The following is a 24,894-nucleotide window of genomic DNA, read 5'->3' as shown; positions in this document are numbered from 1 at the left end:
CGACAGCCGGGAATAGTGACCTCACATCAGGTGTCTCACCTATGGTCAGCCGGTCCCGTTAGTTGCCAGCAGAACGCGGGCTGCCGACAACGCGGCGCGGATGCACGCTCCTTGCGCAATCTGCGAAGGACCGATCAAAGGTACCCATCACCAGGGAGGTGGCACATACGGTGGCCACCTTATGCCTGACCACGCGGAAGTGGAACAAGGGGGCCTTGCGGCGAAAGCTGACGCCATGAAGGCCCTGCCGGACATCGTGAATGACGAGGTTGGACATGACCCCTTGCAAGTCACGCTCCCGATGGCCGTGGAAAGCCTGTTGTGAGGCTCAAACGCAGCCGCTTTGCGGGATCATTTTTGGTATGGGCGGCTTCTGCAGAAGGGATCTCCATGAACATCAAACAAAGCCAAATACTGGGCATCGGCGCTCTGATGCTTCTCTTCGCCTCGGCTGTGGTCGTTGTCATACTGACGGGTTGAACGCTGCCAATTCAAGGTGCAGCTAAAGCGATATCATTTGCGCGTAAGGATGTTTTTAGGGAGCTTCTATGGGCGCTTGGGACATGAGGCGGTAAAGAGTCAGCCTATATGGCCGACCCGCTCGGCCCAATATGAGCATGAATTTAAAAGTTCACTCGAATGTAGAAGAACCCTTGAGGAGCCGCTGGCGCCAACCCCGCTGCCAGCGATGGTGCCGCACATAAGCCGTATGATTCGGATTGCCTAAAGTCGGCTCCGGCTCATACCCTTACAATCTGACCGCCTCACAAACGTCGGCGCTTAAGCGCGCTATTCGGCAGCAGACCACCGGGCAGCCAGTAAGTGCTTGGATAGAAGAGAGATTTCGATTTTGCAAGGCACCGCTGGCAGGGGCCGATTCCGAACCTCACCGTCCCGAAGCCGCCGAGCGATGCCACCATATTGCCTCTGGACGGAGCGCGTCCGGCGAAGCACGATCGTCGCTCGACACCTGCATGGCTGTAGAGGATGGCGATTCCTGCGGATCAGAAGACCCAAAGGCGCCTTGCGGCGGTCCTCGCGGCTGACGTGGTGGGCTTCTCCGCCCTGATGGGACAGGACGAGGAAGGAACCCTGGCGAGGATCAAGGACCTGCGCCGAGAGGTGCTCGAGCCGAAGGTCAATGACCACCAAGGGCGCGTGGTCAAGACCACGGGCGATGGCATCCTGGTCGAGTTCTCCAGCCCCGTCGAGGCCGTCCGATGCGCCACAGAGATCCAGGAGTGCCTTGCCGCCACGGGCTCTCGGGAATCTCCCAAGGCCCTCCAGCTCCGGATCGGCATCAACCTGGGCGACATCATCATTGAAGCCGACGGGGACATCTACGGCGACGGGGTGAATGTCGCAGCCCGACTGGAGCAAATGGCGGAGCCTGGAGGAATCTGGGTTTCGGGCAAGGTCTACGAGGAGGTCCGGGACAAGCTGCCGTATTCCTTCGAGGACCGGGGCGAGCAGCAGGTCAAGAACATCGCCAGGCCGGTGAGGATCTATAGCCTTCAGGCCGCTCCTACGGACACTGCTGCCCCCGGTACACGGCCGGCCTTGCCTCTTCCTGACAGACCATCGTTGGCCGTCTTGCCCTTCACCAACATGAGTGGCGACCCAGAGCAGAAGTACTTCGCCGATGGAATGGTCGAGGAGATCATCACTGCCCTGTCCCGCGTGCGCTGGTTCTTCGTGATCGCCCGGAACTCGTCCTTCACCTACAAGGGCCGGTCCGTGGACATCAGACAGGTCGGCCGGGAACTCGGCGTGCGCTACGTGCTGGAGGGCTCCATCCGAAAGGCCGGGAACAGGGTGCGGGTCACGGGGCAATTGATCGAAGCGGCCAATGGGCGGCACATCTGGGCTGACAGGTTCGACGGCGAACTCGCCGACATCTTCGATTTGCAGGACCGCATCACGGAGAGTGTCGTCGGAGCTATCGAGCCGAGCATCAGCCGGGCTGAGATCGAGCGGTCCTCCGCGAAGCCGACCCATGATCTCGACGCCTACGACCTCTTCATGCAGGCAATGGCACATTTTTATGCGCTCACCAAACCTGCGAATGAGGAGGCCCTGCGGCTGCTCGGTCGCGCGCTGGAGTTGGACCCGAACTATTCCTCGGCCAAGGCTTTGGCGGCACTGCTCCATAATGTTCGAGTTATCCAGAACTGGGGGGACCAGACGGAAGCCGAGACGGGCATCCGCTTGGCCCGAGAGGCGTGGGCGGACCATGGCGACGATCCGACTACCTTGGGCAGGGTGGGGATCGTGCTGGCGTATCTGGCGCGTGACTACGAGACAGCACTCGCCGCGACCGACCGTGCACTCTTGCTGGACCCGAACTCTGCGGTTGCTTATAGGAATAGCGCCTGGGTACGCATGTGGGTGGGTGACTGGCAGGTCTCGGTCGATCACTTTAAGAAGGTGATCCGCCTGAACCCTCTTGACCCCGATATGTATGGGATCGAAACCGGACTGTGCTTCGCACTGCTGGTTGGTGGTCGCCCTGACGAAGCATTGCCGTGGGTTCAGAAGGCCATCCAAGAAAAACCTACGTATGGAGCAGCCCTGCGGGGTCTCATAGTGGCTTTGGTAGAGCTTGGCCGGTTGGAGGAGGCGCGAGTGGTCGGGCAGAGGCTGCTTGCCCAAGATCCACAGCAGACGATCACACTCGCCAACCGCCAGCACGCGGTACGAGATCCGCAGGTTCGCGAGCGGATCTTCGCGGCTTTGAGAATGGCCGGAATCCCGGAATAATACTCGACAGTCCATCGATGGACTCCGGAAATCTAAGGCAGCTTGTTGTCCCGGCTCCAGGAACGAAGGCGGAGATCAGCCGACGGGCTGGATCAAGTCTGGTGGTCTTTGCTGCCGAATGCCGCTTAAGCGCCGACGCGGGCCAAGCGCTTACGTCGCAGGAGTGCCACTAGAGCATCGGATGTGAAAAGTAGATTTGCACTTTTGGGATTGATCCGATGCTCATCCTCTGGGGTTGCGCATCTTTGAGCGCGGAAAAACCGGATCCGCTTTTCCCGCACGATGCGCCAGCAGGATACCGCCCTCGAGATGAGCGAGACATGATGCGCAGGAACGGCAATAAACGGGTCGTGGCAGCGTCCAGGATGGAGCGCAGCCATTGCTTGGTTACAGGTACGCGAACCCAAAAACAGCCAGGGTCAAGACGGCCAGCGTCAGGAGCAGAGCGACAGCCAGCCAGCGATCCAGCACCACAAGAACCAGTGCTGGCACAACTCCGACGATGCAGAGAATTGCCGCGAACCGTGCAAGAGGGCTCGTCACCTCAGCCGAGGCGCCATCCAGCCAATAGAGGGCACCGAGAAAGGCAAAAAGAAGGGCCTCGACCACGGCTATGTACATGACAATAAAACGAAACATCAGACGGCTGGGGTTACTACATAGCTTGAAAAACACTTATACGCTCAGGTTAACCTTGGCAGCGGCACACAGAACCTGTGCCCGATGAGTGGAGTTGCATCAATCAGTAAGACTCATAGCTTGAGAATGATGGCTCTCGAGACGCAAATGGCAAGTCCTTGCCGCCCTGCCGTTAATTCACAATCAGGTCCGAGCATCTGTCCGACACCCGCTACGACTGCCCCGGTGCCTGAAGGATGAGCATCCCGCAACAATGGGTTGTAGAGCTTGCGGATTGCCATGCACCTCACAAAGCAGGACTGGCTGCTACAAAGGTTAACCTTGGCAGCGCAAATGGCTCCGAGAGGCAAGGATCCGCATGGCGGGAGGAGGGGTGAGTCGCCTTACTTCGGCGATCCGACGCGACACCAACTCGCCAAGTTTCCGCCCAATCTCCGGAAAATCCCCTAAGTCAAGAGATTATATTCCGTCAGTCAAATGTGGCACAAAGTCAGCAACTACGGACGTCACAGGATGAACACATTTAGAAGTGACCAAGTATTAAGGGGCACGTAGTAAAGGGGAACTATGGGATGGAACAACTTTACCTTGTGTTATTATCATCAGATCAAGCATCGTTGTTGAAGACAGGGATCAAATTTTCTCATTTGATTGGCATTGTCGTCGGCCTTGGCGCTGCAACGGTCCTTGATCTGGTGATTTTACGCTTTGTCGCGGCGGGCAAGATCGCCCCTGAGCATGCGTCGATCATCGAGTTCTGCTCGAAGGTCGTGACCGCTGGACTGCTCGTGCTTTGGGTATCGGGCGCAGCCTTCCTGCTCCACTACTATGCCTTCGATCCCGCCAAACTTGGCAATGAGAAGGTATGGGCGAAGATCGCGATCGTCGGGGTTCTCACCCTCAACGGGGTCTTCATTCATAGGACCGTGCTGCCGCTCGTCAGGGCGCGCGTCGGCCAAAGCCTGTTTGAGGGAATGACCGTCCTGCAGCGCTCATTGCTGATCACGTTCGGCGTCGTGTCGGCCACCTCGTGGTATGTGCCGCTTCTTCTCGGTGCTATGCCGCAGCTCAACTTCGTCGTGCCGGCAACCACAATCCTGCTGGCCTACGCCGTGGTGCTCGGCGTCGCGATCGCCCTCACTCAGATCATGGCGCATGTTCTCTTCAGTGAAGCCTCGCCTTCTGGTGTGAAGGTTCGATCGCTGCACAGCCGTTCAGCCCATTGAGCGTCGCCGGATTGTGACAGGGCATTGCTCCCTGACGGGGCCGGCCGCATCGGCCGGCCCTGCTTGATTGCAGATTCATGGCTCCGTCAGCCCTTATCGCTATGAGGATGACGATGATTGGCCAATGCCCAAGACATCAATGCTGCCGAACTCGTAGATCGCCGCACCCGTCAGCAGCGCCAGCGCCAATGCAGCAGCACAATGTACGGCAGGAGTGGCGCAGCAGAGCAAACGCAATGTCGAACTCAACTGCTCCCGGGAACGCGATAAGTGTTTAAGGTTCGCTGATGTTCTTGTTCCAAACCTTCGTTTGATCTTCCTCAAATCCCCGCCCCATTCTCGAACGTCCATCGATAGCGCTCGTCGTATTCCTTCTCCTCGCGCTCGATGCGTTCCAGATGGGCTACGAGTTCGTCGCGCAGCTCATGCAGGCTGCGGCGGGGCTGGTTGTCGATCTCGTATTCTCCCGGGGGCAGGGGCGGGTGAGCGTGCTTGTCCATCTCGCCGAGGGTCCGGGTGAGGCGGGCCAGGGGCTGGAGGGCGCGCTGGGCCTGTGCGATGGGCTGGTGCTCCAACTCCTCCGCATGGCGCTCGGCGAGGCGCCAGAGCTTCTCTGTGATCTCCTCGCGCCGCTCGCCCGTCACGGGGCGCGGGGTTGCGCCGGCGCTCCCGTTTCCGGGAACGCAAAAGCATTAGGTTTGGAACCGGAGCAGCGGTTGCCCGCTTGATGATCGACCAAGCGTCGCAATAGGCTGCCGCCGGGCAGGGTCAGGGCTCCGTCCATGCGATGCTTCAGCACCGGAGGAGAAGGACGTCGATGCGTATCACCCGCCGCAAGGCATCCGTTCTGATCCTCGGCATGGCGATCCTGCCGCTGCTGTTCATCAGGCCATCGGCGGCTTTCGCCCAGGCCCAGGCCTGCGAGCGGTACAAGGCCGAACTGGCCTCCCTGAACCGCAGCGGCGCCTCGTCCCGTCAGGCCGAAGCCAATGCCCAGCGGCATGCGCGCGAGATCGAGCGCCTGGCGGGCTACTATCGTTCCATCGGCTGCGACCGCAGCGGCTTCTTCTTCAGCGCGCCGGCGGAATGCGGCCCCATCGCCGGGCAGATCCGCGCCCTTCAGGCGAGCTACCAATCCCTCGTCGGCCAGGCCGTGGACCCGTCGGCAGCCGCCGAGCGGCGGCGACAGCTCAGGGCCGCCATCAGCCGCGCCTGCGACGGCGCCGAGCCCGAATCCCTTCCAGCCGCCAAGCTGGACGGCAACTCTCGCCTCGTGTGCGTACGCTCCTGCGACGGCAGCTACTTCCCGCTGGACGGCGAGCCGAAGCGGAATGGGGGCGAGGCGGCCCTGTGCAGCGCCCTGTGCCCGAACACGGAGGTGAGGGTCTTCCTTGCGCCCCGCGAAGGCGGCATCGAGGAGGCCGTGTCGCAGACGGGCGAGCCGTACATGAAGCTGCCCAATGCGCTGCGCTACCGGAAGGCTTATGATCCGAGCTGCTCGTGCAAGAAGCCGGATGAGAGCTGGGCGCAGGCCCTGCGCAAGGCCGAAAGCCTGATCGACCGCAAGAAGGGCGACATCCTGGTGACGGCGGCCATCTCCCAGCAGATGACGAACGCCGCCCTGAAGCGGCCCAGAACCAGACGGGACAAGGCCGACGGCGCGATCGTGACGGCAGCCTCGAGCCTCCAGGCGTCCATCCCGGCGGATCCGGAGACCACCGGGAGCATCGGAGGCAACACGCCGCCATCCCCTGGAGAGGGCCGGCGCATCCGGGTCATCGCCCCCGACATCATCCCGGTCCCGGTGCGGTAGAGCCGAGCGTCCGTCGATGGGGCGAGGGTGGAGACCCTCGCCGGGCCAAGGCGGCTTCTCACGAGGGCGCCTCGACCCTGGCCGGTGGCATCGACGGCGACCTTCGTCGTTCCTCTGATCCCTTCGCCTCAGATCCCTTCCCCTCAGATCCCTTCGCCATGGCTGAACCACCATTCCCGGATGTCCCAGTGCCGGCCCTCCTCGCGCTCGATGCGCTCCAGATGAGCCACGAGTTCGTCGCGTAGCTCGCTGAGGCTGCGGCGGGGTTTGGGCGCGTCGATCTCGTATTCGTGCGGGGCTTGAGGCGGGCGGGCGTGCTTGTCCATCTCGCCCAGCGTCCGGGTGAGGCGGGCGAGCGGCTGGAGGGCGCGCTGGGCCTGTGCGATGGGCTGGTGCTCCAGCTCCTCCGCGTGGCGCTCGGCGAGGCGCCAGAGGCTCTGGGTGAGCCGCTGCCGGGACCGGGCCGTCGAGGCCGGGGAGAATGCCGGGGCAGGCGGCCGCTGCCAGCCGCCCTCCGCCACATAGCGGGACACAGTGGCGATGGACAGGCCGAGCTCTCCGGCAATGCGCCGGTAGGGCCAGTCGGTGCCCTCCACCAGCTCCCGCATCCGGGCCACCTCATCGGGGCTCAGCTTGTCGCGCAGCCGCACCGGCTCCCTGGCGGCAGGATCCGGCGCGGTGGAGGCGGGGTTCTGGCCGGAGGGCAGGGCCGGGAGAGGGGGCAAAGACGGCATCGCAATGGTTTCTTCAAATTAGAACAAAAGAAGAACATTATGCCGTTCATGGGATAATTGTCAAGGTTGATGGTGGTGCCCTTAGGGGATGTAACAGCTTGGAACGCTGTTCCAGGCTGTTCCAGGGTTTGTTCCAAGGGCGTTCCAGGGCGGGAGCCCGGAATCGGCGTGTTCCATCACCGTTCCAAGGGAAAACGATCAGATATCATCATTTGTCCTCATAGTTTGGCGGGCGTATTCGGGTGGTCCCAAGAGGACGAAGACGCCATGAGCCACGCCACCGCCGCCATGCCCGCGCAGAGCCTGAACCGGATCGACGGGTCGAGCCTCGGCCTCTACGCCGCCACGGTCTTTCTCTGGGGCGTGAGCTGGATCGGGATCCGGGCGCAGCTGGGCGTCGTGGCGCCGGAGATGTCGGTGCTGTGGCGCTTCCTGCTCGCGGCATTGCTCATGTGGGGCTGGGTGCTCGCCACGGGCCACAGGGTGCGCTTCGCGGCGTCCGACCATCTGCGCTTTGCGGCGGTGGGGGCCTGCCTGTTCTCGTGCAATTTCGTGTCGTTCTATTACGGCGGCCTGAGCATCCCGTCGGGCCTGCTCTCGGTGGTGTTCTCGCTGGCCTCCGTTTTCAACCTCGTGCTCGGGTTCGCGATCTTCCGGCAGAGGCCGGAGGCGCGGGTGGCGGCGGGCGGCGTGATCGGGGCTGCGGGAATCGTGTTCCTGTTCTGGCCGGAAATCACAGGTGCTGGCTTCAACGCGGCGGCGCTGAAAGGTTTGGGGCTCTGTGTGATGGGCACCCTGTTCTTCTGCTCGGGCAACATGATCTCGACCATGGTGCAGCGCCGCGGCGTGCCGCTGCTCTCGGCCACCGCCTGGGGCATGACCTATGGCTGCGCGGTGCTGCTGGCGCTGAACCTGTTGCGCGGCAACGAATTCATCATCGAGCCGACGGTCAAATATGTCGGGTCGCTGCTGTATCTGTCCATCGGCGCGTCGGTGCTGGCCTTCATGTCGTATCTCACCCTGCTGCGGCGTCTCGGAGCCGCGCGGGCGGGCTACGCCACGGTGCTGTTTCCCATCGTGGCGCTCACCGTCTCGACCTTGATTGAGGGCTATGCGTGGACGTGGCTCGCCGTCATCGGCGTCGTGCTGGCGCTCGTCGGCAACGTGCTGGTTCTGCGCAGGCCCACTGCCAAATAAGGGTTATTCGGCCGCGATCGGCTGCACATTGCGGGTCGAACCCAGGTTGTCGAGGGACTGCTTGATGTGGAAGCCGAGCGCGTCCGCGAGCGGGTTCTCCTCGCCGCGGGCGCGGATCAGGCCGATCTTGCACGAGGGCAGGGCCGGGAAGCCGTCGGACGGCCCCAGGATGCGCATGCCGGGGCGTACGGCGCTTTCCGGCAGCACGGAGACCGCGAGCCCCGCCAGCACCGCGGCGCCCACGGCGGTGGAGTGCCAGCTCACATAGGCGATGCGGAAGGGCCGGTCGGCGCTCTCCAGCGCCTCCGTGGCGGAGTGGCGCCAGCCGCAATTGGGGCGTCCCAGCGCCAGGGGAACCGGCGTCTCCTCGTGCACCCCGTGGCGGGCGGAGGTCACCCACAGCAACTGCTCGATGCGCACGATCTCGGACGGGCCGCGCCGGTCCACATGGGTGATGATCGCAAGATCGAGGTCGCCGTGCTGCACCCGCTCGATCAGGTTGTGCGTCGGCTCGCACATCACCGTCACCTCGGCCTTCGGGTTGGAGCGCGAGAAACGGGCCAGGATCTCCGGCAGGTAGCGGTCGGCGTAATCGTCGGGCAGGCCGAGGCGCACGCGGCCGGTGAGCTCGTTGTCGTTGAAGGAGGCCATGCATTCCGTGTTCAGGCGCACGATCCGGCGGGCATAGTCGAGCAGGCGCTCGCCCTCGTCGGTGAGCTTCGACAGGCGCCCGTCGCGCTCGAAGATCGCCTTGCCGACCCGGTCCTCCAGCCGCTTCATCTGCATGGAGACGGCGCTCTGCGTCTTGTGCACGATCTCCGCCGCGCGGGTGAACGACCCGGTATCGGCAATGGCGACGAACGTCCTCAGCTGGTCAATGTCGAGCAGGTGCATGCGCAAACCCCATCATCAATCCCGTTGATGATACATATCTCAAACAATCGTTTCAAGTGATGAAACGTTCCAAGTATAGTGTTCCAAGAAAACATGAAAATAATTCATTAAAATCAATGATTTATATGGTTTTCTTCCTGTGAAACGTTCCTGGAACGCCTTGGAACGGCGTTCCAGGAGCCGACGGCTTGAGAGTGAGATTAAGGAGATCTAATCATGAACCGGTCGATACTATCCGCAGTGAGCTTCTCTGGCGCGGCCGCTCTGCAGCAGTTCGTCCGCTCGCTCACGAATCTTGTCAAAGCTCTCAGGCATCGCCGCGAGATCAAGCATCTTGCCGAGTTCGACGACCGCATGCTGAAGGACATCGGACTCACCCGGAATGATGTGTCGAGCGCCTTGTCCGAGCCGCTCACCCACAACCCATCCTGGGTGTTGGTTCGAAGTGCGGAGCGACATTCTCGGAGTGAGATGGTCGATCACTCGGCTAAGCCGGCCCGACCAGTCGTTCCATTCGTGACGCCGGTAAAGCGCTGCGCCTAAGCCTTGTCGCTGTCGGTCTTGCCGGCATCGGTGAAGATCGATTGGAGGGACGTGAGATACTGCATCTGCATCTCGCGTCCCTTTTCCATCATCTCATCAAGCGAGGACATCGGCGCCTGGATCTGCGGTTCCGGCGTCGGCGGCTCTGCCGGCGGAGGCATCTGGAAGAAGCCGGCGAACATTTCCTCGAACGGATTTGCAGGCTTCTTCTCGGGCGAGGCGGCCTTCATCCAGTTTGTCCACAGATCGGCCCAGGGATTGGCTGCTGGCGTAGCCTGCTGGCTATCCTTCGAATTCGCCAAATTCTGAAATACCTGCGTGTGAGCCATCATCCACTGGGATGTGCCGCCTGCCAGGATCCCGGCGAGCACCGGCAGCAATTGCTGCATGGTATCGGCGTTGATGCCTGCGTAGCTCGCCGCCTGGTGCGCCACGCGTCGGCTGACCTCGTCGGAGCCAAAGAGCTGGTCGAGCAGCTGGCGGCCTTCCTGTTGCGCCTGGGGCGTGAAGGGGTTTCCGGCAGCCTGCCAGAAATTCTGATAGGCCCCTCCCATCATGGATTGAAGCACGCGGGTCGGATCGCTCGATGCCATGGCGTGCTGGAGCCCCATGGCAAAGGCCGGCATGAAGGCGGCCATGGTTCTCTGGGGCTGGTCGCCGGAGAGGTGGAACTGCCGTGCGAGTGCGTCCAGCGCTGCACTGGTCTGGGCCTGCCGCATCAGATCGAACCAGTTGAACATGGCAGCCTCCTCACTAACGAAATGTCAGAGCATCGGACTCAAAAGCGGAATGCACTTCCGGGAGCAATCCGATGCTCGTTCCTTTCTCTAACGCATCGTACGAGACGATGCGCACGCCTGGATGTCAGGCGACCGGAACAGCTTGCCTCTCAAGACGCCGGATTGTCCAGAACGCCGTAATGACGGCGGCGATGCCGAACGCCACCGAGCCGAGCCCGATCCCGACGAGGGCGCCCTTGGGGCCTGCGATCTGGGCACCGAAATAGGCGAAGGGGATCATACCGAGCGTGGCCCGGCCCCAGTTGAAGAAGGTCGAGAGCAGGGGATAGCCCAGGTTGTTGAAGGAGGCGTTCGACACAAGAACAAGGCCAATGAAGAGCCAGATCAGGCCGCTGAGCTGACAGAAGAACTGCACGAGCTCGGCCGTCTGCGCGGGAGCGTTGAAGGCCTGGGTCAGCAGCCCGCGCACGAGGAACAGGATCAGCCACACGCAGGCGACATAGACGACCGTGACACTGAGGGCGTCCTTCAGGATCTGCTTCATGCGGTCATAGCGCTGCGCACCCCAGTTCTGTCCCAGCACGGGACCGATGGCGCCTGCGAGCGCGAACAAACCGGCAAAGGCAACCGGCGTGACGCGGTCGATGATGGCGGAGGCGGCGATGATCTGATCGCCGAACCGCGCGACGACGCCTGTGAAGAAGGCATTCGCAGCCGGAGCGGCGATGTTGGTCAGGATGGCCGGAACCGCAATGGCGAGGAAGGGACGCGCATCATGGAGCATACCGCTCCAGCTGGGTGCCGCCAGAAGATTGTGGATGCGCGTAACATAGCGGAAGCTGACATAGGCCGTGACGAGCCGCGCGATATTGATGGTCATCGCCGCGCCATCGGACCTCATATCGAGGCCGAAAATCAGGATCGGGTCGAGAAACACGGTGACGACGGCAACGGAGAGCGTGGCATACATGCTTCGCTTGGCATCGCCCGCTGCCCGCAGGACGGTGGAAAGGCCCATGCCGAGCGCCATCACCGCATTGGTCGGCAGGGCGATCCAGAGAAAGCTGAGAGCGACGTCATAGGTCCGGTCATGCGCACCCAAGGCCTTCAGGATCACAGGCAGCATGACCAGGACGACCGCGCTGATCGCCGCGGCGATTGCGGTCATGAGAATGCTGCATGAGGTCGCCAGACGTCGCGCGTCATCCGGCCGGCGCGCTCCCAGAGCCCGCGAGACGAGCGCTCCGACGGGGATCATCAGACCCACATTGATCGAGATCGTGAAGAACATCACGACGGTAGCAAGGCCGACGCCTGCCGTCATGCTCGGGTCGTTGAGCCAGGAGATGTAGAGAAGCGACACCAGATCGACGATGAAGATCGCAACGAGGCCGGCCGCTCCCGTTCCCGTCATCACGAGAACGTGGCGCATGGTGGAGCCGGTGACAAAACGCGGCGTGTCGGCCCTTCTGCCTAAATCGTCTTTCGAAGGACTTGCGTCCATTAAATGACCCCTTCGCCGAGGATGTCGCGTGTCTCGGGACTGAGGGCTCTCGCCCTGCTGGCGGGAGCGGTGAGCGGCTCGGGGGTAATCTTGGAGCCCACCACGAGTTCCGCTCCGCCCATCGCGCCAACCTCCTTTTGCAGAACGAGGCGGGCGATATCGCGCTTGCGGACATCGCTGGCGGCGGCAGCTGCCGTTTCCGGATCGGTTCCGAGCTCCTCGAGCGCGGCACGTCCGAACACGATGGCGGATTCGAAGACCTCGCGGATCTGATAATCGACGTCGCGATTCATGAGCTCGATTGCATGGATGCGGTCGAAGGCGCGCACGAAGCTGCGGGCGTTCTGGAAGTTCTCGTGAATGATCTCGATGATCTTCACCATCGCTTCCTGATCGTCGATGCAGATGCAGATCATCTCGGCCTTCTCGGCGCCTGCCGCGCGGAGCACGTCGAGGCGGGTGCCGTCGCCATAATAGACCTGAAGGCCGAAGCGCCCCGCATCACGGATGCGCTCGACGTCCCTGTCGATCACGGTTGCCTGAATGCCCTGTGCCAGGAGGACCTGGTTCACGATCTGTCCGAACCGGCCGAAGCCGATTACGAGAACGCGGCTTTCGAGTTCGCCCTCAGGGCTATGAAGCCCATGCAGGTCCGGTTCGTCTTCGCTAGCACGATTGTTGCTGAGGAGCTTCTCGACAAAGGTCGACAGGAGCGGCCCCAGCAGCATGGTGATGGCGGCAAGCGCCGTGAGGGGCTGCGCCTCAGCCTGCGACATGAGACCCAACCCCGCCGCAACGGGAATCAGCACGAAGGCGAATTCGCCCGCTGTGCACAGAATCGTTCCGGACCGCAGGCCGTCACGCCAGCTTGCGCCGAACAGCCTTGAGAGGACGGCGATGATGAGGGTCTTGCCCACAAGCACAACCGGCGCGGCAATCGCCAGCAGAACCCATTGCTCCCGAACGAGGGCAAGATCGATCGACATGCCCACGCTCATGAAGAAGAGACCCAGCAACATGCCGCGGAACGGCTCGATATCGGCTTCCAGCTGATGCCGGAAGTTGGACTCGGCCAGCAGGAGCCCTGCCAGGAAGGCGCCCATGGCCATAGACAGGCCGACCTCCTGCATGAGGAGAGCCGCGCCGAGAACGACAAGCAGCGCGGAGGCGGTCATGACCTCGCGGGCGCCGCTGCGGGCGAGAATGCGGAAGAACGGATTGAGCCCGTAGCGGCCGATCAGGACGACGGCCGCAATGCCGAGGAGGGCCTCGCCGACGGCAAGGACGCGGTCCAGGAGAGAATCCTGTTCCGCGGCCCCTGAGGCGAGAAGCGGCAGGATGGCGAGCAGGGGGACGACCGACAGATCCTGGAAGAGCAGAATTGCGAAGGAGCGCTGACCGTAGGGTGTCGGCAGATCGTTTCGCTCCCCCAGCATCTGGAGGGCGATGGCCGTAGCCGAAAGCGCGACGGCAACCCCGGTGACGAAGGAGGCCGGAGGCGAGAAGCCGATGGCCATGGCGGCACTGCCGAGCAGGATCGCGGTGACGGTCAGCTGGGCGAGTCCAAGACCAAAGATATCCCGCTTCATCTCCCAGAGATGGGACAGCTTGAGCTCGAGTCCGATGATGAACAGAAGAAGCACGACCCCGAGTTCGGCCACGGTGGCGATGGTCTGCGGATCCTCCACCAGGCTCAGGCCCGACGGGCCTATGGCGACGCCGGCTGCGAGGTAGCCGAGAACCGCACTCAGGCCGATGAGCCTGAACACCGGCACGGCCACGACCGCGGCCGCGCAGAAGGTCAGAATGGGAGGGAGAAAGCTGACGTGGGAAGCCGTGGATGCCATGGGTTTTCAGGGGAGGTAAGGGGCTGTTGCACCGTTGTAGGGATTCTTGGGCGTAGGCGCGAGTGTTTCTTGACGGGGCCGCCCCGTCTCGTGCCTCATCGCACGCGCTCTTCCCTCCCCCTTGCGGGGAGGGGCAGGGGTGGAGGTGGTGCGACCGGAGGAAACCTGAAACCAGCATGACGCTTCTCCCTCTCCCGGGCGGGAGAGGGTTGGGGTGAGGGCAGGACAATGCCGGAGGAGGCGCGACGGAGTCCGTGTTGCGGCGGAGGCGACAGTGCCAAGCTGGTTAAACCCCACACCCTCACCCCTCTCCCGTTCGGGAGAGGGGATGCGTTGTTAGAGCCTCATGCTATCTGGATCATTCACATAGCTCCGACTTTTCGACCCCCACCCTTCATCTCTCCCCGCAAGGGGGAGGGAAGAGCGCCTCATCGGCCTGCCGCGAATAAGCGTCGCTCCCGCTTGACAGGAAGGGCCTCGTCTCGCCACATCGCCAGATCATGACCAAGCCACCCCTCGACATTCTGCTCTGTGCCCCGCGCGGCTTCTGCGCCGGGGTCGTCCGTGCCATCGATGCCGTCGAGAAGGCTCTCGCGATCCATGGGGCTCCGGTCTATGTGCGTCATGAAATCGTGCACAACAAATACGTCGTGGAGAACCTGAGGCGTAAGGGTGCGGTGTTCGTCAGGGAACTCGACGAGGTGCCCGATACCCAGGCGCCGGTCATCTTCTCGGCCCATGGGGTCGCCAGGTCGGTTCCCGAGGCGGCCAATGCCCGTAATCTCTTCGCCATCGACGCGACCTGTCCGCTGGTGACCAAGGTTCACCGAGAGGCGCAGGTCCATCACAAGCGGGGCCGCCACATCGTCCTGATCGGCCATGCGGGCCATCCCGAGGTCGTCGGCACCATGGGCCAGCTGCCCGAGGGGGCCGTCACCCTGGTCGAAACCGTGGACGACATCGCCCGCCTTGAGCCGGCCGATCCCGACAATCTCGCCTTCGTGACGCAGACGACCCTCTCCGTCGACGATACCCAGGACATGGTGGACGCCCTCAAGGAGCGCTTCCCCGCCATCGTCGGCCCGCATAAGGAAGACATCTGCTACGCCACCACCAACCGGCAGGGCGCTGTCAAGCGCGTGGCGCCGCAGGTCGATGCGATGATCGTGGTGGGCTCGCCCAATTCCTCCAATTCACAGCGCCTGCGCGAGGTTGCCGAGCGGGAGGGCTGCCCCCTGGTTCGGTTGATCCTGCGCGCCGAGGACATCGATTGGAGCTTGTTCGGCACCATCCGGAGCCTGGGCATCACCGCAGGCGCCTCGGCGCCCGAGATCCTGGTGGAGGAGATCATCGACGCCTTTGCGGCGCGCTACGAGGTGTCGGTCGAGAGCGTGTCGACAGCGGATGAGAGCGTGTTCTTTCCTTTGCCGCGCGAGTTGCGTGAGCAGGCGGCGGAGTAAACGGTGGCGGTCTATACGGAAGTCAGCGACGAGGATCTCTCGGCGTTCCTCGAAACCTACGACATCGGCACGGTGCTCTCCTACAAGGGCATCGCCGAGGGCGTGGAGAACACCAATTATTTTCTCCACACCACTAGGGGCTCCTACATCCTCACCCTGTACGAGAAGCGGGTGCGGGAGGACGATCTGCCCTTCTTTCTCGGCCTCATGCAGCATCTGGCCCGAAAGGGGCTGAACTGCCCGCTGCCGGTGAACAATCGCCGGGGAGAGCCCTTGGGGAGAGTGGCCGGGCGGCCTGCCGTCATCATCACGTTCCTGGAGGGCATCGCCGTTCGCCGCCCGACGGCCCAGCATTGCGGGGCTCTCGGCGGCGCGCTGGCGAAGCTGCATCTTGCGGGTCGGGATTTTGCCATGCACCGGCCCAACGCCCTCTCATTGGAGGCTTGGGCGCCGCTCTTCGCGCAGGCCGAGGCCCAGGCCGATACGGTCTCTCCGGGATTGGCCGAGCGGACGCGGCGGGAGCTGGTGAACCTGCAGGAGGCCTGGCCGCGCGGCCTGCCCACTGGCATCATCCACGCCGATCTCTTCACCGACAACGTGTTCTTCATCGGCTCGGAAGTCTCGGGGCTCATCGACTTCTACTTCGCCTGCACGGATTCCTTCGCCTATGATGTCGCCATCTGCCTGAACGCCTGGTGCTTCGAGACCGACGGCTCGTTCAATCTCACAAAGGGTCAGGCAATGCTGGCCGGCTACCAGGCTGTCCGGCGCCTTGACGCCGACGAGACCGAGGCCCTGCCGATTCTCTGCCGCGGTTCGGCCATGCGCTTCATGCTGACCCGGCTGGTGGATTGGCTCAACGTGCCGCCGGGTGCGCTGGTGAAGCCGAAGGACCCGCTGGAATACGACCGCAAGCTCAACTTCCACCGGCATGTGAGGCACGCGCGCGAATACGGGCTCGAGGCATGAGCGGATCCGATCGCGTGATGATCTACACGGACGGCGCCTGCTCGGGAAATCCCGGGCCGGGCGGCTGGGCGGCGATCCTGTTCTTCAACGGACGTGAGAAGGAGGTTTCCGGCGGGGAGGCGCACACCACCAACAACCGCATGGAGATCCGCGCCGCCATCGAGGGATTGAATGCCCTCAAGCGCTCCTGCGCCGTCGATCTCTTCACCGACTCCCAATATGTGCGCCAGGGCATCACCCAATGGATGCACAACTGGAAGCGGCGCGGCTGGCGCACCACCGACAACAAGCCGGTGAAGAACGAGGATCTCTGGCGGGAGCTCGATGAGGCAGCCTCCCGCCACGATGTCGCATGGCACTGGGTCAAGGGTCACGCGGACGACCCGACCAATATCCGCGTCGATGAACTGGCCGTCGCGGCGATGCAGCCGTTCAAGAAGCAAGGCCGGAGGGCCAGCGTTTGACCTTCCAGCACAAACCTTAGATGTCATGGCCGGGCTTGTCCCGGCCATCCCGATGAAGTGAAGCGTCGCGCTCTTCCTAATCGGGATCACCGGCACAAGGCCGGTGATGACCAAGCAGGCGGCTTTCCGACTTTTCCTGAGAAGATCAGAGATCCTTCAGGAGGTTCTCGGCGCCGGAATGCTGCGCCTTGGAGGGGGCGTCCTCCACGTTGAGCGCCTTTACCACGCCGTCCTCGACCACCATGGAATAGCGCTGCGAGCGGGTGCCGAGGCCGAATCCGGCACCGTCCATGGACAGGCCGATCGCCTTGGCGAAATCCGCATTGCCGTCGGAGATGAAATCGATGCCCTCGGCGCCGGAGGACTTGCCCCAGGCCTCTAACACGAAGACGTCGTTGACCGACGTCACCAGGATCGCATCCACGCCTTTGGCCAGGATCTCGTCCTTCTTCTGCACGTAGCCCGGCAGGTGATTGCGGTGGCAGGTGGGCGTGAAGGCGCCGGGGACGGCGACAAGAACCACCTTGCGACCCTTGAAGAGATCGTCCGTGGTTTTCGCGACAGGCCCGTCGGCCGTCATGACGCGGAAGGTGACCTGGGGCAGGCGTTCGCCGACCTGGATGGGCATGGGCAGGGTCTCCAAACTGTGCGGGTAGGTGCCTCTTTCCTAGCGCGGTGTTCCGTTGGCGTCGAGGCTGACTTCTGTCTCTATGGCCTTGTCCCCGGCAACCAGCGTCAGGCGCAAGGGAACGGAACCCGACGCATCCTTCGGCTTCTCCTCCACCGTCACGGTGAAGCGGTTGGAATCGTCAGGATGGGAGGTCGAGAGAAACCAGTTCTCCGGCCCTTCGGCGAAGAGGGCAGGTTTTGCGCCGGACGGCGCGCGGACGGTCACGGAGAAGGCCGGCTTGTCCTGGGCGAGGGGAGCGATGGAGAGGACCGACACATCGGCCTGGTCTCCCAGAGCCTGAGGAGCGGGAACCTTGGCCAGGGCTGCCTCGATGGCCTTGCGCTCGGAGGCAGCACCGGTCAGGTCCAGGGTAAGATCCGCATGGGCCGGGATGCAGATATCCTTGCAGACCCCGTATTCCAGCACCAGGACCAGCCTGATAGGCTTCGCCGGATCCTTGGCCTTCACGATAACCGGAAGCACGGCCTTTTTGCCGTAGACATAGGCAACCCCTGCCGCATCCTCATGCCGCTTGGGCGCCGGCCAGCGGATCTCGGCGCCGGCCACGTTCTCCGACCCGGACCAGTCGAACCGGGGCGGCAAACCGGAATCGCCCGGGGTGCGCCAGTAGGTTTTGAAGCCCTGGTCGAGGGTGATCTCGATCCCGGCGAGCCAATGCTCCCCCTGCTCGCCGCCGGCGATCAGGCGGGCTCGGGAATAGAATCCTTGATTCGAGGCGGATGGCTTGATGGGTTGCGCGACGGCGGCGGCAAAGGACAAAATCAAAAAAAATGCGACCGAAGCGGCGCGGAACATGGATGCCATGGAACTGACGCCTCCCTGAGGCACTTCCCTTATGCGTTTATTCTCGGGTCTGCCATCCACGATCCTGTGATCGGGCGGGTAAGCCCGGCAAGGCAGAATGTAGAATATGGGCTCTCAGCTTTCACCGTACGGCACCGAATCTCCTTACCTGGATGGTCAGATCCTTGTGGCCATGCCGGGGATGATGGACGAACGTTTCGCACGCTCGGTCATCTATATCTGCGCCCATTCGGCGGAAGGGGCGATGGGAATCGTCCTCAACCGGCCAGCCGCCAACGTGAACATGCTCGATCTGCTCGTGCAGCTCGAAATCGTTCCGGAACTTGAGCGCATCCGCCTGCCGCAGAAGGTGGGGAACATGCAGGTTTTGATAGGCGGGCCCGTGGAGACGAGTCGCGGCTTCGTTCTCCACTCGCCGGATTTCCACCTCGCTCAATCGACGCTGCCCATCGACGACAGCATCTGCCTGACGGCGACCATCGACATCCTGCGCGCCATCGCGGCCGGCCATGGGCCGGAGAATGCGGTGCTGGCGCTCGGCTATGCCGGCTGGGGCGCCGGCCAGCTGGAGCTGGAGATGCAGGCCAATGGCTGGCTCAACACGCCGGCCGATGCGGAGCTCGTCTTCAACACCGCCGCCGACCTGCGCTACGAGATGGCCCTGCGCAGCATCGGCATCGAGCCGGCCATGCTGTCCATGGAAGCCGGCCACGCCTGATCAGGCGGCAGCGGGGGCAGCACCGACCAGCTGACGCGCCTGCAGCGTCGACATCGGCTCGCCGAAGACGGGGCCCTGGGCGTATTCGCAGCCAAGCTGGTAGAGCTCGATAGCCTCCGATTCGCTTTCCGCTCCCTCCGCGACGATCTCCATGCCGAGTTCGTGCGCCATCTTGACGATGGAGCGCAGGATCACCGGCTTGCCGGCCGCCATCTGGCGCACGAAGGACTCGTCGACCTTGATCGTGTCGAAGGGGAAGCGCTGGAGATAGGAGAGGGCGGAATAGCCCGTTCCGAAATCGTCGAGTGACAGCCCGGCGCCTAGATCGCGCAGCCGGGAGAGCATCTGGGCCGAGTATTCCGGATTCTCCATCACGAGACTTTCCGTCATCTCGATCTTGAGCGAGCCGGGAATGACGCCGCTGCGGGCGATGACCGTCTTCACGTCCTGCAGCAGGTCATGCCGCAGCAGGTGCTGGCTCGACATGTTGACGCTGGCGAAGATCGGCGGCTCGACTTCGAGCGCGTTCTGCCAAGCGGCGAGTTCGCGGCCCGTCTGCTCAAGGAGAAACACGCTCAGCTTGACGATCAGGCCCGTATCCTCGGCGATCGACATGAAGTCCTCGGGGCCGATGCGGCCGAGCCTCGGATGATCCCAGCGCAGCATGGACTCGAAGCCCGCGATGGTCCGGTCCTCAAGCCGCACGATGGGCTTGAACAGCACCTTCATCTCGCCGCGGTCGAGGGCATGGCGGAGATCGGTTTCCATCGTGAAGTGGTCGCTCCGGTCCGAGCGCATAGTCGGGCGGAAGACCTCGATCCGGTCGCCGCCATGGCGGCGCGCATGGGCCATGGCGATCTCGGCGTTCCGGAGCACCTCGCCGCGGCGGGCTGCGATCTGCGGATCATAGAGCGCGATGCCGATGGAGGCGGTGAGGAAGAACTCCCGCTCGGCGTAAGTGAACGGCGTCGTGACCACGCGCCGGATCATGTCGGCGAAGGAGATGATGCGATCCGTCTCCCGCTCGGAGAGAAGGATGATCGCGAACTCGTCGCCTGAAATGCGCGCCAGCGTATCCTGGGGCTTGAGCAGGCGGCTGAGGCGGCGGGACAGGGTGAGCAGGATCGAGTCGCCGGCAGCGTAGCCGGATGCGGCATTGACGTCCTTCAGCTTGTCGAGGTCGATGACGACGACGGTGGGGCGTAAGGCGTCGCCCTGGCCTGCGAAAGTGAGGGCCGCCTCCAGCCTGTCGTAGAAGAGCTGCCGGTTCGGCAGGCTCGTGAGGTTGTCATGCACGGCATCGTGCAGCAGGCGCTCTTCCGCCGTCTTGCTTTCCATGACGTCGGAGAGCGTTCCGACAATGCGCAGAACCTCGCCGTCGGAGCCGATCACCGGACGCGCCTTCAGGCGGAACCAATGATGGGCGCCGGAGGACGAGCGCAGGCGGAAATCCTGGGTCAGGCGGCCGCGACGGTGCTCGATGACCGCATCGAGAGCCAGCTTGTAGCGGTCCTTGTCGAAGGGGTGGATGAGATCGAGCCAGGCCGAGGCCGGACCCTCGAGCGAGCCGCGCTTGAGACCGAGCTGGTGCTCGACCTCCGGGCTGACGAAGATGTTGTCGGAGACCACATCCCAGTCGAACACGATGTCGCCGGCGCCCGTAAGCGCCAGAGCCCTGCGCTCCATGTCGTTCACGAAGCCGCGCGCGAAGGCGCCGCCGGCGAAGGCATGCTGCATGACCGTAAAGCCGATGAGCATGACCACCAGAACGAGGCCACCGACGAGGGCAGGGGGAACGAGATCCGACGTGAGCTGGCCCACGATCGTGAAGCTCGCCGCCGTGACCCAGGCGACCAGGAGAAGCCAGGTGGGAACGAGCATCACGGCGCGGTCGTAGCCGTGCGTCGCCAGATGGATCACAAGGACGAAGCCGATGCCGGCGACCGCCGCAATCGACATGCGCGCCACGCCCGATGCCACCGGCGGGTCGACGATGGCGAGCGCTATCAAGGCCCCGAGGAACAGGAGCCAGAACGCCGTGACGTGGCTGTAGCGCACGTGCCAGCGGTTGAGGTTGAGATAGGCGAAGAGGAAGACGAGCAAGGTTGCCGCGAGCACCGCTTCCGCACCGGCACGATAGATCTGCTCCGTTCCTTCGGTAATCGGAAAGACGCGCTGGAAGAAGCCGAAATCGATGCAGGCATAGGCCAGCACCGCCCAGGCGAGTGCCGCCGCTGCTGGGAAGATCAGGGCACCCTTCACCACGAAGACGATGGTGAGGAACAGGGCAAGCAGGCCCGCGATGCCAATGATGATGCCCTTGTAGAGCGTCAGCCCGTTGATCCGGTCCTTGTAGGCATCTCCATCCCACAGGTGGAGCTGGGGAATGTTCTCGGAGCGCAGCTCCGCCACGAAGGTGACGGTCGTGCCGGGATCGAGGGTGATGAGGAAGATGTCGGCATCGGCACTGTCGTCGCGCTCGGGCCTGATGCCCTGGCTCGCGGTAATCGCCGCGATGCGCGTGGCACCGAGGTCCGGCCAGAGAACGCCCGATCCGGTGAGATGGAAATGGGGGGCAACCAGAAGGCGCTCGATCTGCTCGTCGGTGTCGTTGGTGAGCGCGAAGACCATCCAGTCGGGCCGGGTGCCGGCCTCGCGGGCCTTCACGGCGATACGGCGGACGATCCCGTCGCGCCCGGGCGCGGTCGAGATCCGGATCTCGTCCCCATCCGAGTTGTAGCGCTCGATGGCCGGGGTGAGGTCAATCGCCTTCATCTTGGGGTCGACGCGCACGGATTCCACGGCCCAGCCGGAGGTCGGCCAGGCGAGCCCCAGGAAAGTCGCCAAGAGAAGGGTTATGGCGAAAGATACGATCCGCAATGCTTCGGTCTTTCGTCCGGTACTAAAACAATGGAACAGGATTGGTACCGGTCAGGAGGCTTGAGAGCAAGGTGGAGCCGCAAGAGGCTCCCACTTGTCCGCAGGACTCGGTTGTTATCGTTATCACGCGCCATGCGGCCCGTTTGCGGCGGGATTGAGGAGAATTCGCCATGCCCATGGGGCAGACGCGGCGGAAAAACAGGGCATCGGACCCAAAAGTGGACTTGCACTTTTGGGATCCATCCGATGCTCTTCTTTGAAGAGCGCATCGTTGGAGCGGAAAACCGGGGCCACTTTTCCGCACAATGCGCTACCCGCGCAGTCCCGAAGCGATGCTCTCCAGCGACGGCAGGTCCTTGATGGGTCCGATGGCCGCGAGCGTCGGCGTGCCCTGGAGAAGACGCTGTCCGGCCTCGCGCACATGCTCCACCTCGAGCGCATCGACCTTTCGGACGATCTCCTCGCTGGCGACGATCCGTCCCCAGGACAGGAGCTGGCGGGCCACGCGCTCGATGCGGCCGCCCGGGGTTTCCAGGGCCGTGAGCAGGGCCACCTTCATCTGCGCCTTGGCGCGGATCAGCTCGATCTCGCTGATGTCCTGCGTCGCCTGGCCCATGCAGGCGAGCGTCACGTCCATCAGCTCCCGCACGTCAGAGCCTGCCGTTCCGGCACCGATTCCGAAAAGACCGCAATCGGAGAAAGGCCAGTGGAAGGAATCAATGGAATAGGCGAGGCCGCGGGTCTCGCGCACCTCGTGCCAGAGCCGCGAGGTCAGGCCGCCGCCGAGCATGTGGGCGAAGAGGTGCGCGGCATAGTAGTTCGGGTCCTTGAACGAGAGCCCCGGCAGACCGAGCACGAGATTCGCCTGTTCGAGCTTGCGGGAAATCCGTCGTTCGCCGCCGGTATAGCGCCCGGATTCAGGCTGCCGCGCTTCGACGGAAGGCATGGCGCCGAACAGGCGATCGGCCAGATCGACGATCCGGGCGTGCTCCACGTCGCCGGCCGCGGCCAGCACCATCTTGCCGGGCGTGTATTCCCGAGCCAGGAAAGCCCGGATCGTTGCCTCGTCGAAGCTCTTGATGGTGTCGGGCGTGCCGAGGATCGGGCGGCCGACGGCCTGGCCGGCGAAGGCCGTTTCCATGAAGGCGTCGTAGATGAGATCGTCCGGCGTGTCCTCGACAGCGGCGTATTCCTGCAGGATCACGCCCTTCTCGCGGGCGAGCTCGCCCGCATCGAAGGCCGAGTGGATGAGGATGTCGCCGAGCACGTCGAGGGCGACGTCCACGTTCTCGCCGAGCACGCGCGCCGTGTAGCTTGTATACTCGACGCTAGTCGCGGCATTGATGTCGCCGCCCACATTCTCGATGTCCTCGGCGATCTGGCGGGCCGAGCGCCGCGCCGTGCCCTTGAACGCCATGTGCTCGATCAGATGCGACAGCCCATGCTCATGCGGCTGCTCGTGGCGTGAGCCGGTGCCGACCCAGACGCCGAGCGTTGCGGTCGCGATCTCGGGCATGCGTTCGGTGGCGACCATCAGCCCGTTCGGCAGGGTGGTGATGTCGATCCGCTTCTCGCGGACGAAATGCTGGTTCATGCGGCAGCGCCTTTGACCGCCCGCGCGCGCTCGCGGATGAAGCGCTCGACCGCAGCTTGGTCGTTGGGAAGAACCGTGAAGCTCTCCCTGCGCTCCATCAGATCACCCATGTGCGGCGGAAGTGCGGGGCGAACGCCCGTCGCACGCTCGACCGCATCCGGGAATTTCGCAGGATGCGCGGTGGAGAGAGCCACCACGGGCACTTCCGGGTTTTGCTTCAGGAGGGCGCGTCCGGCGCGGGTGCCGACGGCGCTGTGCGGATCGAGCACGTATCCGGTCTTGCGATAGGTCTCGGCCATCTCCTCCACGACATTGTCCTCATTCACGGCCTGGGCCGAGAATTCCTCGCGGATGCGGGCCAGCGGCTCGGCCTCGATCAGGAAGGCGCGGGACTGGTGGAGGCTTGCCATGAGGCGGCGGATCGCCTCGCCATTGCGGCCGTAGGCTTCGAACAGCAGGCGCTCGAAATTGGACGAGATCTGGATGTCCATGGAGGGCGAAGTCGTGGGGTGCACGCCCTTGATCTCGTAGGCGCCGGAGCCCAGCGTGCGGGCGAGAATGTCGTTGGCATTGGTGCCGATCATCAGCCGGTCGATGGGAAGGCCCATGCGCTTGGCGGCCCAGCCGGCGAGGATGTCGCCGAAATTGCCCGTGGGCACCGAGAACGAGACGGGGCGGTGAGGGGAGCCAAGCGCTACGGCGGCGGTGAAGTAATAGACGGCCTGTGCGGCGACGCGCGCCCAGTTGATGGAGTTGACCCCTGAGAGCTGCAGCTCGTCGCGGAAGCGGGCATGGTTGAACATGCCCTTCACCATGGTCTGGCAATCGTCGAAGGTGCCTTCCACGGCGAGCGCATGGACATTGGGCGAGGCGACCGTCGTCATCTGCCGGCGCTGCACGTCGGAGACGCGGCCATGCGGGTAGAGGATGAAGATGTCGACCTGATCGAGCCCCTTGAAGGCCTCGACCGCAGCGCTCCCCGTGTCGCCCGAGGTCGCGCCGACGATGGTGGCCCGCGTCCCGCGGGCCTTGAGCACATGGTCCATCAGGCGGCCGAGCAGCTGCATGGCCACGTCCTTGAAGGCAAGGGTGGGGCCATGGAAGAGCTCGAGCACGAAGAGGTTGTCGCCAAGCTGGGTCAGGGGGCAGACGGCCTCATGGCGGAACGATGCATAAGAGGCATCGATCATGCGCCCAAGCTCGGCCGCGGGGATGTCGCCGTCGACCAGCGGTCCGAGCACGGCTTTCGCCACCTCCGCATAGGGCTGCCCGGCAAAGCCCCGGATCGTGTCCGCAGCCAAGGTCGGCCAGCTTGCCGGCAGGTAGAGGCCGCCATCCCGGGCAAGACCGGTCAGCAAGGCATCGGCGAAACCGAGCGCGGGGGCTTCCCCCCGGGTCGAGACATGGAGCACAGTCG

The 24,894-nt window shown here is 63.6% G+C and carries 21 protein-coding genes; 9 read left to right on the top strand and 12 right to left on the bottom strand.

What is annotated here, in order from left to right:
• Window positions 1-987: 987 nt before the first annotated feature.
• A complete protein-coding gene (locus ILT44_RS01930; protein ID WP_204237866.1) occupies window positions 988-2,760 on the top strand; it encodes an adenylate/guanylate cyclase domain-containing protein in 1,773 nt (590 codons plus the stop codon).
• Between the two features lie 387 nt (window positions 2,761-3,147).
• On the opposite strand, the gene ILT44_RS01925 is transcribed toward ILT44_RS01930, so the two are convergent.
• Window positions 3,148-3,399: a hypothetical protein gene (locus ILT44_RS01925; protein ID WP_204237865.1), complete on the bottom strand. Its 252-nt coding sequence runs from the start codon at window positions 3,397-3,399 to the stop codon at window positions 3,148-3,150.
• Window positions 3,400-3,971: 572 nt separating this feature from the next.
• Between ILT44_RS01925 and ILT44_RS01920 the strand changes: the two genes are divergently transcribed.
• Complete coding sequence (locus ILT44_RS01920; RefSeq protein ID WP_204237864.1) at window positions 3,972-4,625, top strand: hypothetical protein; 654 nt, start codon at window positions 3,972-3,974, stop codon at window positions 4,623-4,625.
• Between the two features lie 320 nt (window positions 4,626-4,945).
• Here ILT44_RS01920 and ILT44_RS01915 read toward each other — a convergent pair whose 3' ends face one another.
• Window positions 4,946-5,269 (bottom strand): hypothetical protein, encoded by a 324-nt coding sequence (locus ILT44_RS01915; protein WP_204237863.1) that lies wholly within the window; start codon window positions 5,267-5,269, stop codon window positions 4,946-4,948.
• A gap of 173 nt (window positions 5,270-5,442) precedes the next feature.
• On the opposite strand from ILT44_RS01915, the gene ILT44_RS01910 reads away from it, so the two are divergent.
• Window positions 5,443-6,438 carry a DUF2865 domain-containing protein gene (locus tag ILT44_RS01910; protein WP_204237862.1) on the top strand — a complete coding sequence of 332 codons (996 nt, stop codon included), beginning with the start codon at window positions 5,443-5,445 and terminating at the stop codon, window positions 6,436-6,438.
• A gap of 143 nt (window positions 6,439-6,581) precedes the next feature.
• On the opposite strand, the gene ILT44_RS01905 is transcribed toward ILT44_RS01910, so the two are convergent.
• A complete protein-coding gene (locus ILT44_RS01905; protein ID WP_204237861.1) occupies window positions 6,582-7,172 on the bottom strand; it encodes a helix-turn-helix domain-containing protein in 591 nt (196 codons plus the stop codon).
• Between the two features lie 267 nt (window positions 7,173-7,439).
• Here ILT44_RS01905 and ILT44_RS01900 point away from each other — a divergent pair, with 267 nt between their 5' ends.
• Window positions 7,440-8,369, top strand: a complete 930-nt coding sequence (locus ILT44_RS01900; RefSeq protein WP_204237860.1) for a DMT family transporter — start codon at window positions 7,440-7,442, stop codon at window positions 8,367-8,369.
• 3 nt (window positions 8,370-8,372) lie between these two features.
• Here ILT44_RS01900 and ILT44_RS01895 read toward each other — a convergent pair whose 3' ends face one another.
• Window positions 8,373-9,263, bottom strand: a complete 891-nt coding sequence (locus ILT44_RS01895; RefSeq protein WP_204237859.1) for a LysR substrate-binding domain-containing protein — start codon at window positions 9,261-9,263, stop codon at window positions 8,373-8,375.
• 216 nt (window positions 9,264-9,479) lie between these two features.
• Between ILT44_RS01895 and ILT44_RS01890 the strand changes: the two genes are divergently transcribed.
• A complete protein-coding gene (locus ILT44_RS01890) occupies window positions 9,480-9,806 on the top strand; it encodes a DUF1127 domain-containing protein (RefSeq protein ID WP_204237858.1) in 327 nt (108 codons plus the stop codon).
• Here the strand turns inward: ILT44_RS01890 and ILT44_RS01885 are convergent.
• From ILT44_RS01885 to ILT44_RS01875, 3 genes are all read right to left on the bottom strand, one after another.
• Window positions 9,803-10,546: a DUF937 domain-containing protein gene (locus tag ILT44_RS01885; RefSeq protein ID WP_204237857.1), complete on the bottom strand. Its 744-nt coding sequence runs from the start codon at window positions 10,544-10,546 to the stop codon at window positions 9,803-9,805. The two genes, ILT44_RS01890 and ILT44_RS01885, sit on opposite strands and share 4 nt — an antisense overlap.
• A gap of 124 nt (window positions 10,547-10,670) precedes the next feature.
• Window positions 10,671-12,050 carry an MATE family efflux transporter gene (locus tag ILT44_RS01880; RefSeq protein ID WP_204237856.1) on the bottom strand — a complete coding sequence of 460 codons (1,380 nt, stop codon included), beginning with the start codon at window positions 12,048-12,050 and terminating at the stop codon, window positions 10,671-10,673.
• Window positions 12,050-13,897, bottom strand: coding sequence for a monovalent cation:proton antiporter-2 (CPA2) family protein (locus ILT44_RS01875; RefSeq protein WP_204237855.1), 1,848 nt, complete (start codon window positions 13,895-13,897; stop codon window positions 12,050-12,052). The genes ILT44_RS01880 and ILT44_RS01875 overlap by 1 nt, the downstream gene beginning before the upstream one ends.
• Window positions 13,898-14,397: 500 nt before the next feature.
• On the opposite strand from ILT44_RS01875, the gene ispH reads away from it, so the two are divergent.
• From ispH to rnhA, 3 genes are read left to right on the top strand one after another with little or no spacing between them, the layout of a single operon-like run.
• Entirely contained in the window at window positions 14,398-15,357 is a 960-nt protein-coding gene (ispH, locus tag ILT44_RS01870; protein WP_204237854.1) for a 4-hydroxy-3-methylbut-2-enyl diphosphate reductase, read from the top strand.
• Between the two features lie 3 nt (window positions 15,358-15,360).
• On the top strand, window positions 15,361-16,326 hold the full coding sequence (locus ILT44_RS01865) for a homoserine kinase (RefSeq protein ID WP_204237853.1): 966 nt from the start codon (window positions 15,361-15,363) through the stop codon (window positions 16,324-16,326).
• Window positions 16,323-16,790, top strand: a complete 468-nt coding sequence (rnhA, locus tag ILT44_RS01860; RefSeq protein WP_204237852.1) for a ribonuclease HI — start codon at window positions 16,323-16,325, stop codon at window positions 16,788-16,790. Before ILT44_RS01865 ends, rnhA begins: the two co-directional genes overlap by 4 nt.
• A 145-nt stretch (window positions 16,791-16,935) precedes the next feature.
• Here rnhA and ILT44_RS01855 read toward each other — a convergent pair whose 3' ends face one another.
• Together ILT44_RS01855 and ILT44_RS01850 are read right to left on the bottom strand one after the other, a co-directional pair.
• The gene (locus ILT44_RS01855) at window positions 16,936-17,418 is read right to left on the bottom strand and encodes a peroxiredoxin (RefSeq protein ID WP_204237851.1); all 483 of its coding nucleotides are present in this window, start codon (window positions 17,416-17,418) and stop codon (window positions 16,936-16,938) included.
• 39 nt (window positions 17,419-17,457) lie between these two features.
• Window positions 17,458-18,285 carry a protein-disulfide reductase DsbD domain-containing protein gene (locus tag ILT44_RS01850; protein WP_204237850.1) on the bottom strand — a complete coding sequence of 276 codons (828 nt, stop codon included), beginning with the start codon at window positions 18,283-18,285 and terminating at the stop codon, window positions 17,458-17,460.
• Between the two features lie 106 nt (window positions 18,286-18,391).
• Here ILT44_RS01850 and ILT44_RS01845 point away from each other — a divergent pair, with 106 nt between their 5' ends.
• Window positions 18,392-19,003, top strand: a complete 612-nt coding sequence (locus ILT44_RS01845; protein ID WP_204237849.1) for a YqgE/AlgH family protein — start codon at window positions 18,392-18,394, stop codon at window positions 19,001-19,003.
• Here the strand turns inward: ILT44_RS01845 and ILT44_RS01840 are convergent, their stop codons facing one another.
• The 3 genes from ILT44_RS01840 to thrC form a co-directional block, all read right to left on the bottom strand.
• On the bottom strand, window positions 19,004-21,883 hold the full coding sequence (locus ILT44_RS01840) for an EAL domain-containing protein (protein WP_204237848.1): 2,880 nt from the start codon (window positions 21,881-21,883) through the stop codon (window positions 19,004-19,006). It abuts the gene before it with no gap.
• A gap of 310 nt (window positions 21,884-22,193) precedes the next feature.
• Window positions 22,194-23,477: a M16 family metallopeptidase gene (locus tag ILT44_RS01835; RefSeq protein ID WP_204237847.1), complete on the bottom strand. Its 1,284-nt coding sequence runs from the start codon at window positions 23,475-23,477 to the stop codon at window positions 22,194-22,196.
• On the bottom strand, window positions 23,474-24,889 hold the full coding sequence (thrC, locus tag ILT44_RS01830) for a threonine synthase (RefSeq protein WP_204237846.1): 1,416 nt from the start codon (window positions 24,887-24,889) through the stop codon (window positions 23,474-23,476). Before thrC ends, ILT44_RS01835 begins: the two co-directional genes overlap by 4 nt.
• Window positions 24,890-24,894 lie beyond the last annotated feature (5 nt).

The organism is Microvirga arvi, assembly GCF_016892765.1.
GTDB classification, from domain to species: Bacteria; Pseudomonadota; Alphaproteobacteria; order Rhizobiales; family Beijerinckiaceae; genus Microvirga; species Microvirga arvi.
This window is presented reverse-complemented; position numbering and strand designations above follow the sequence as displayed.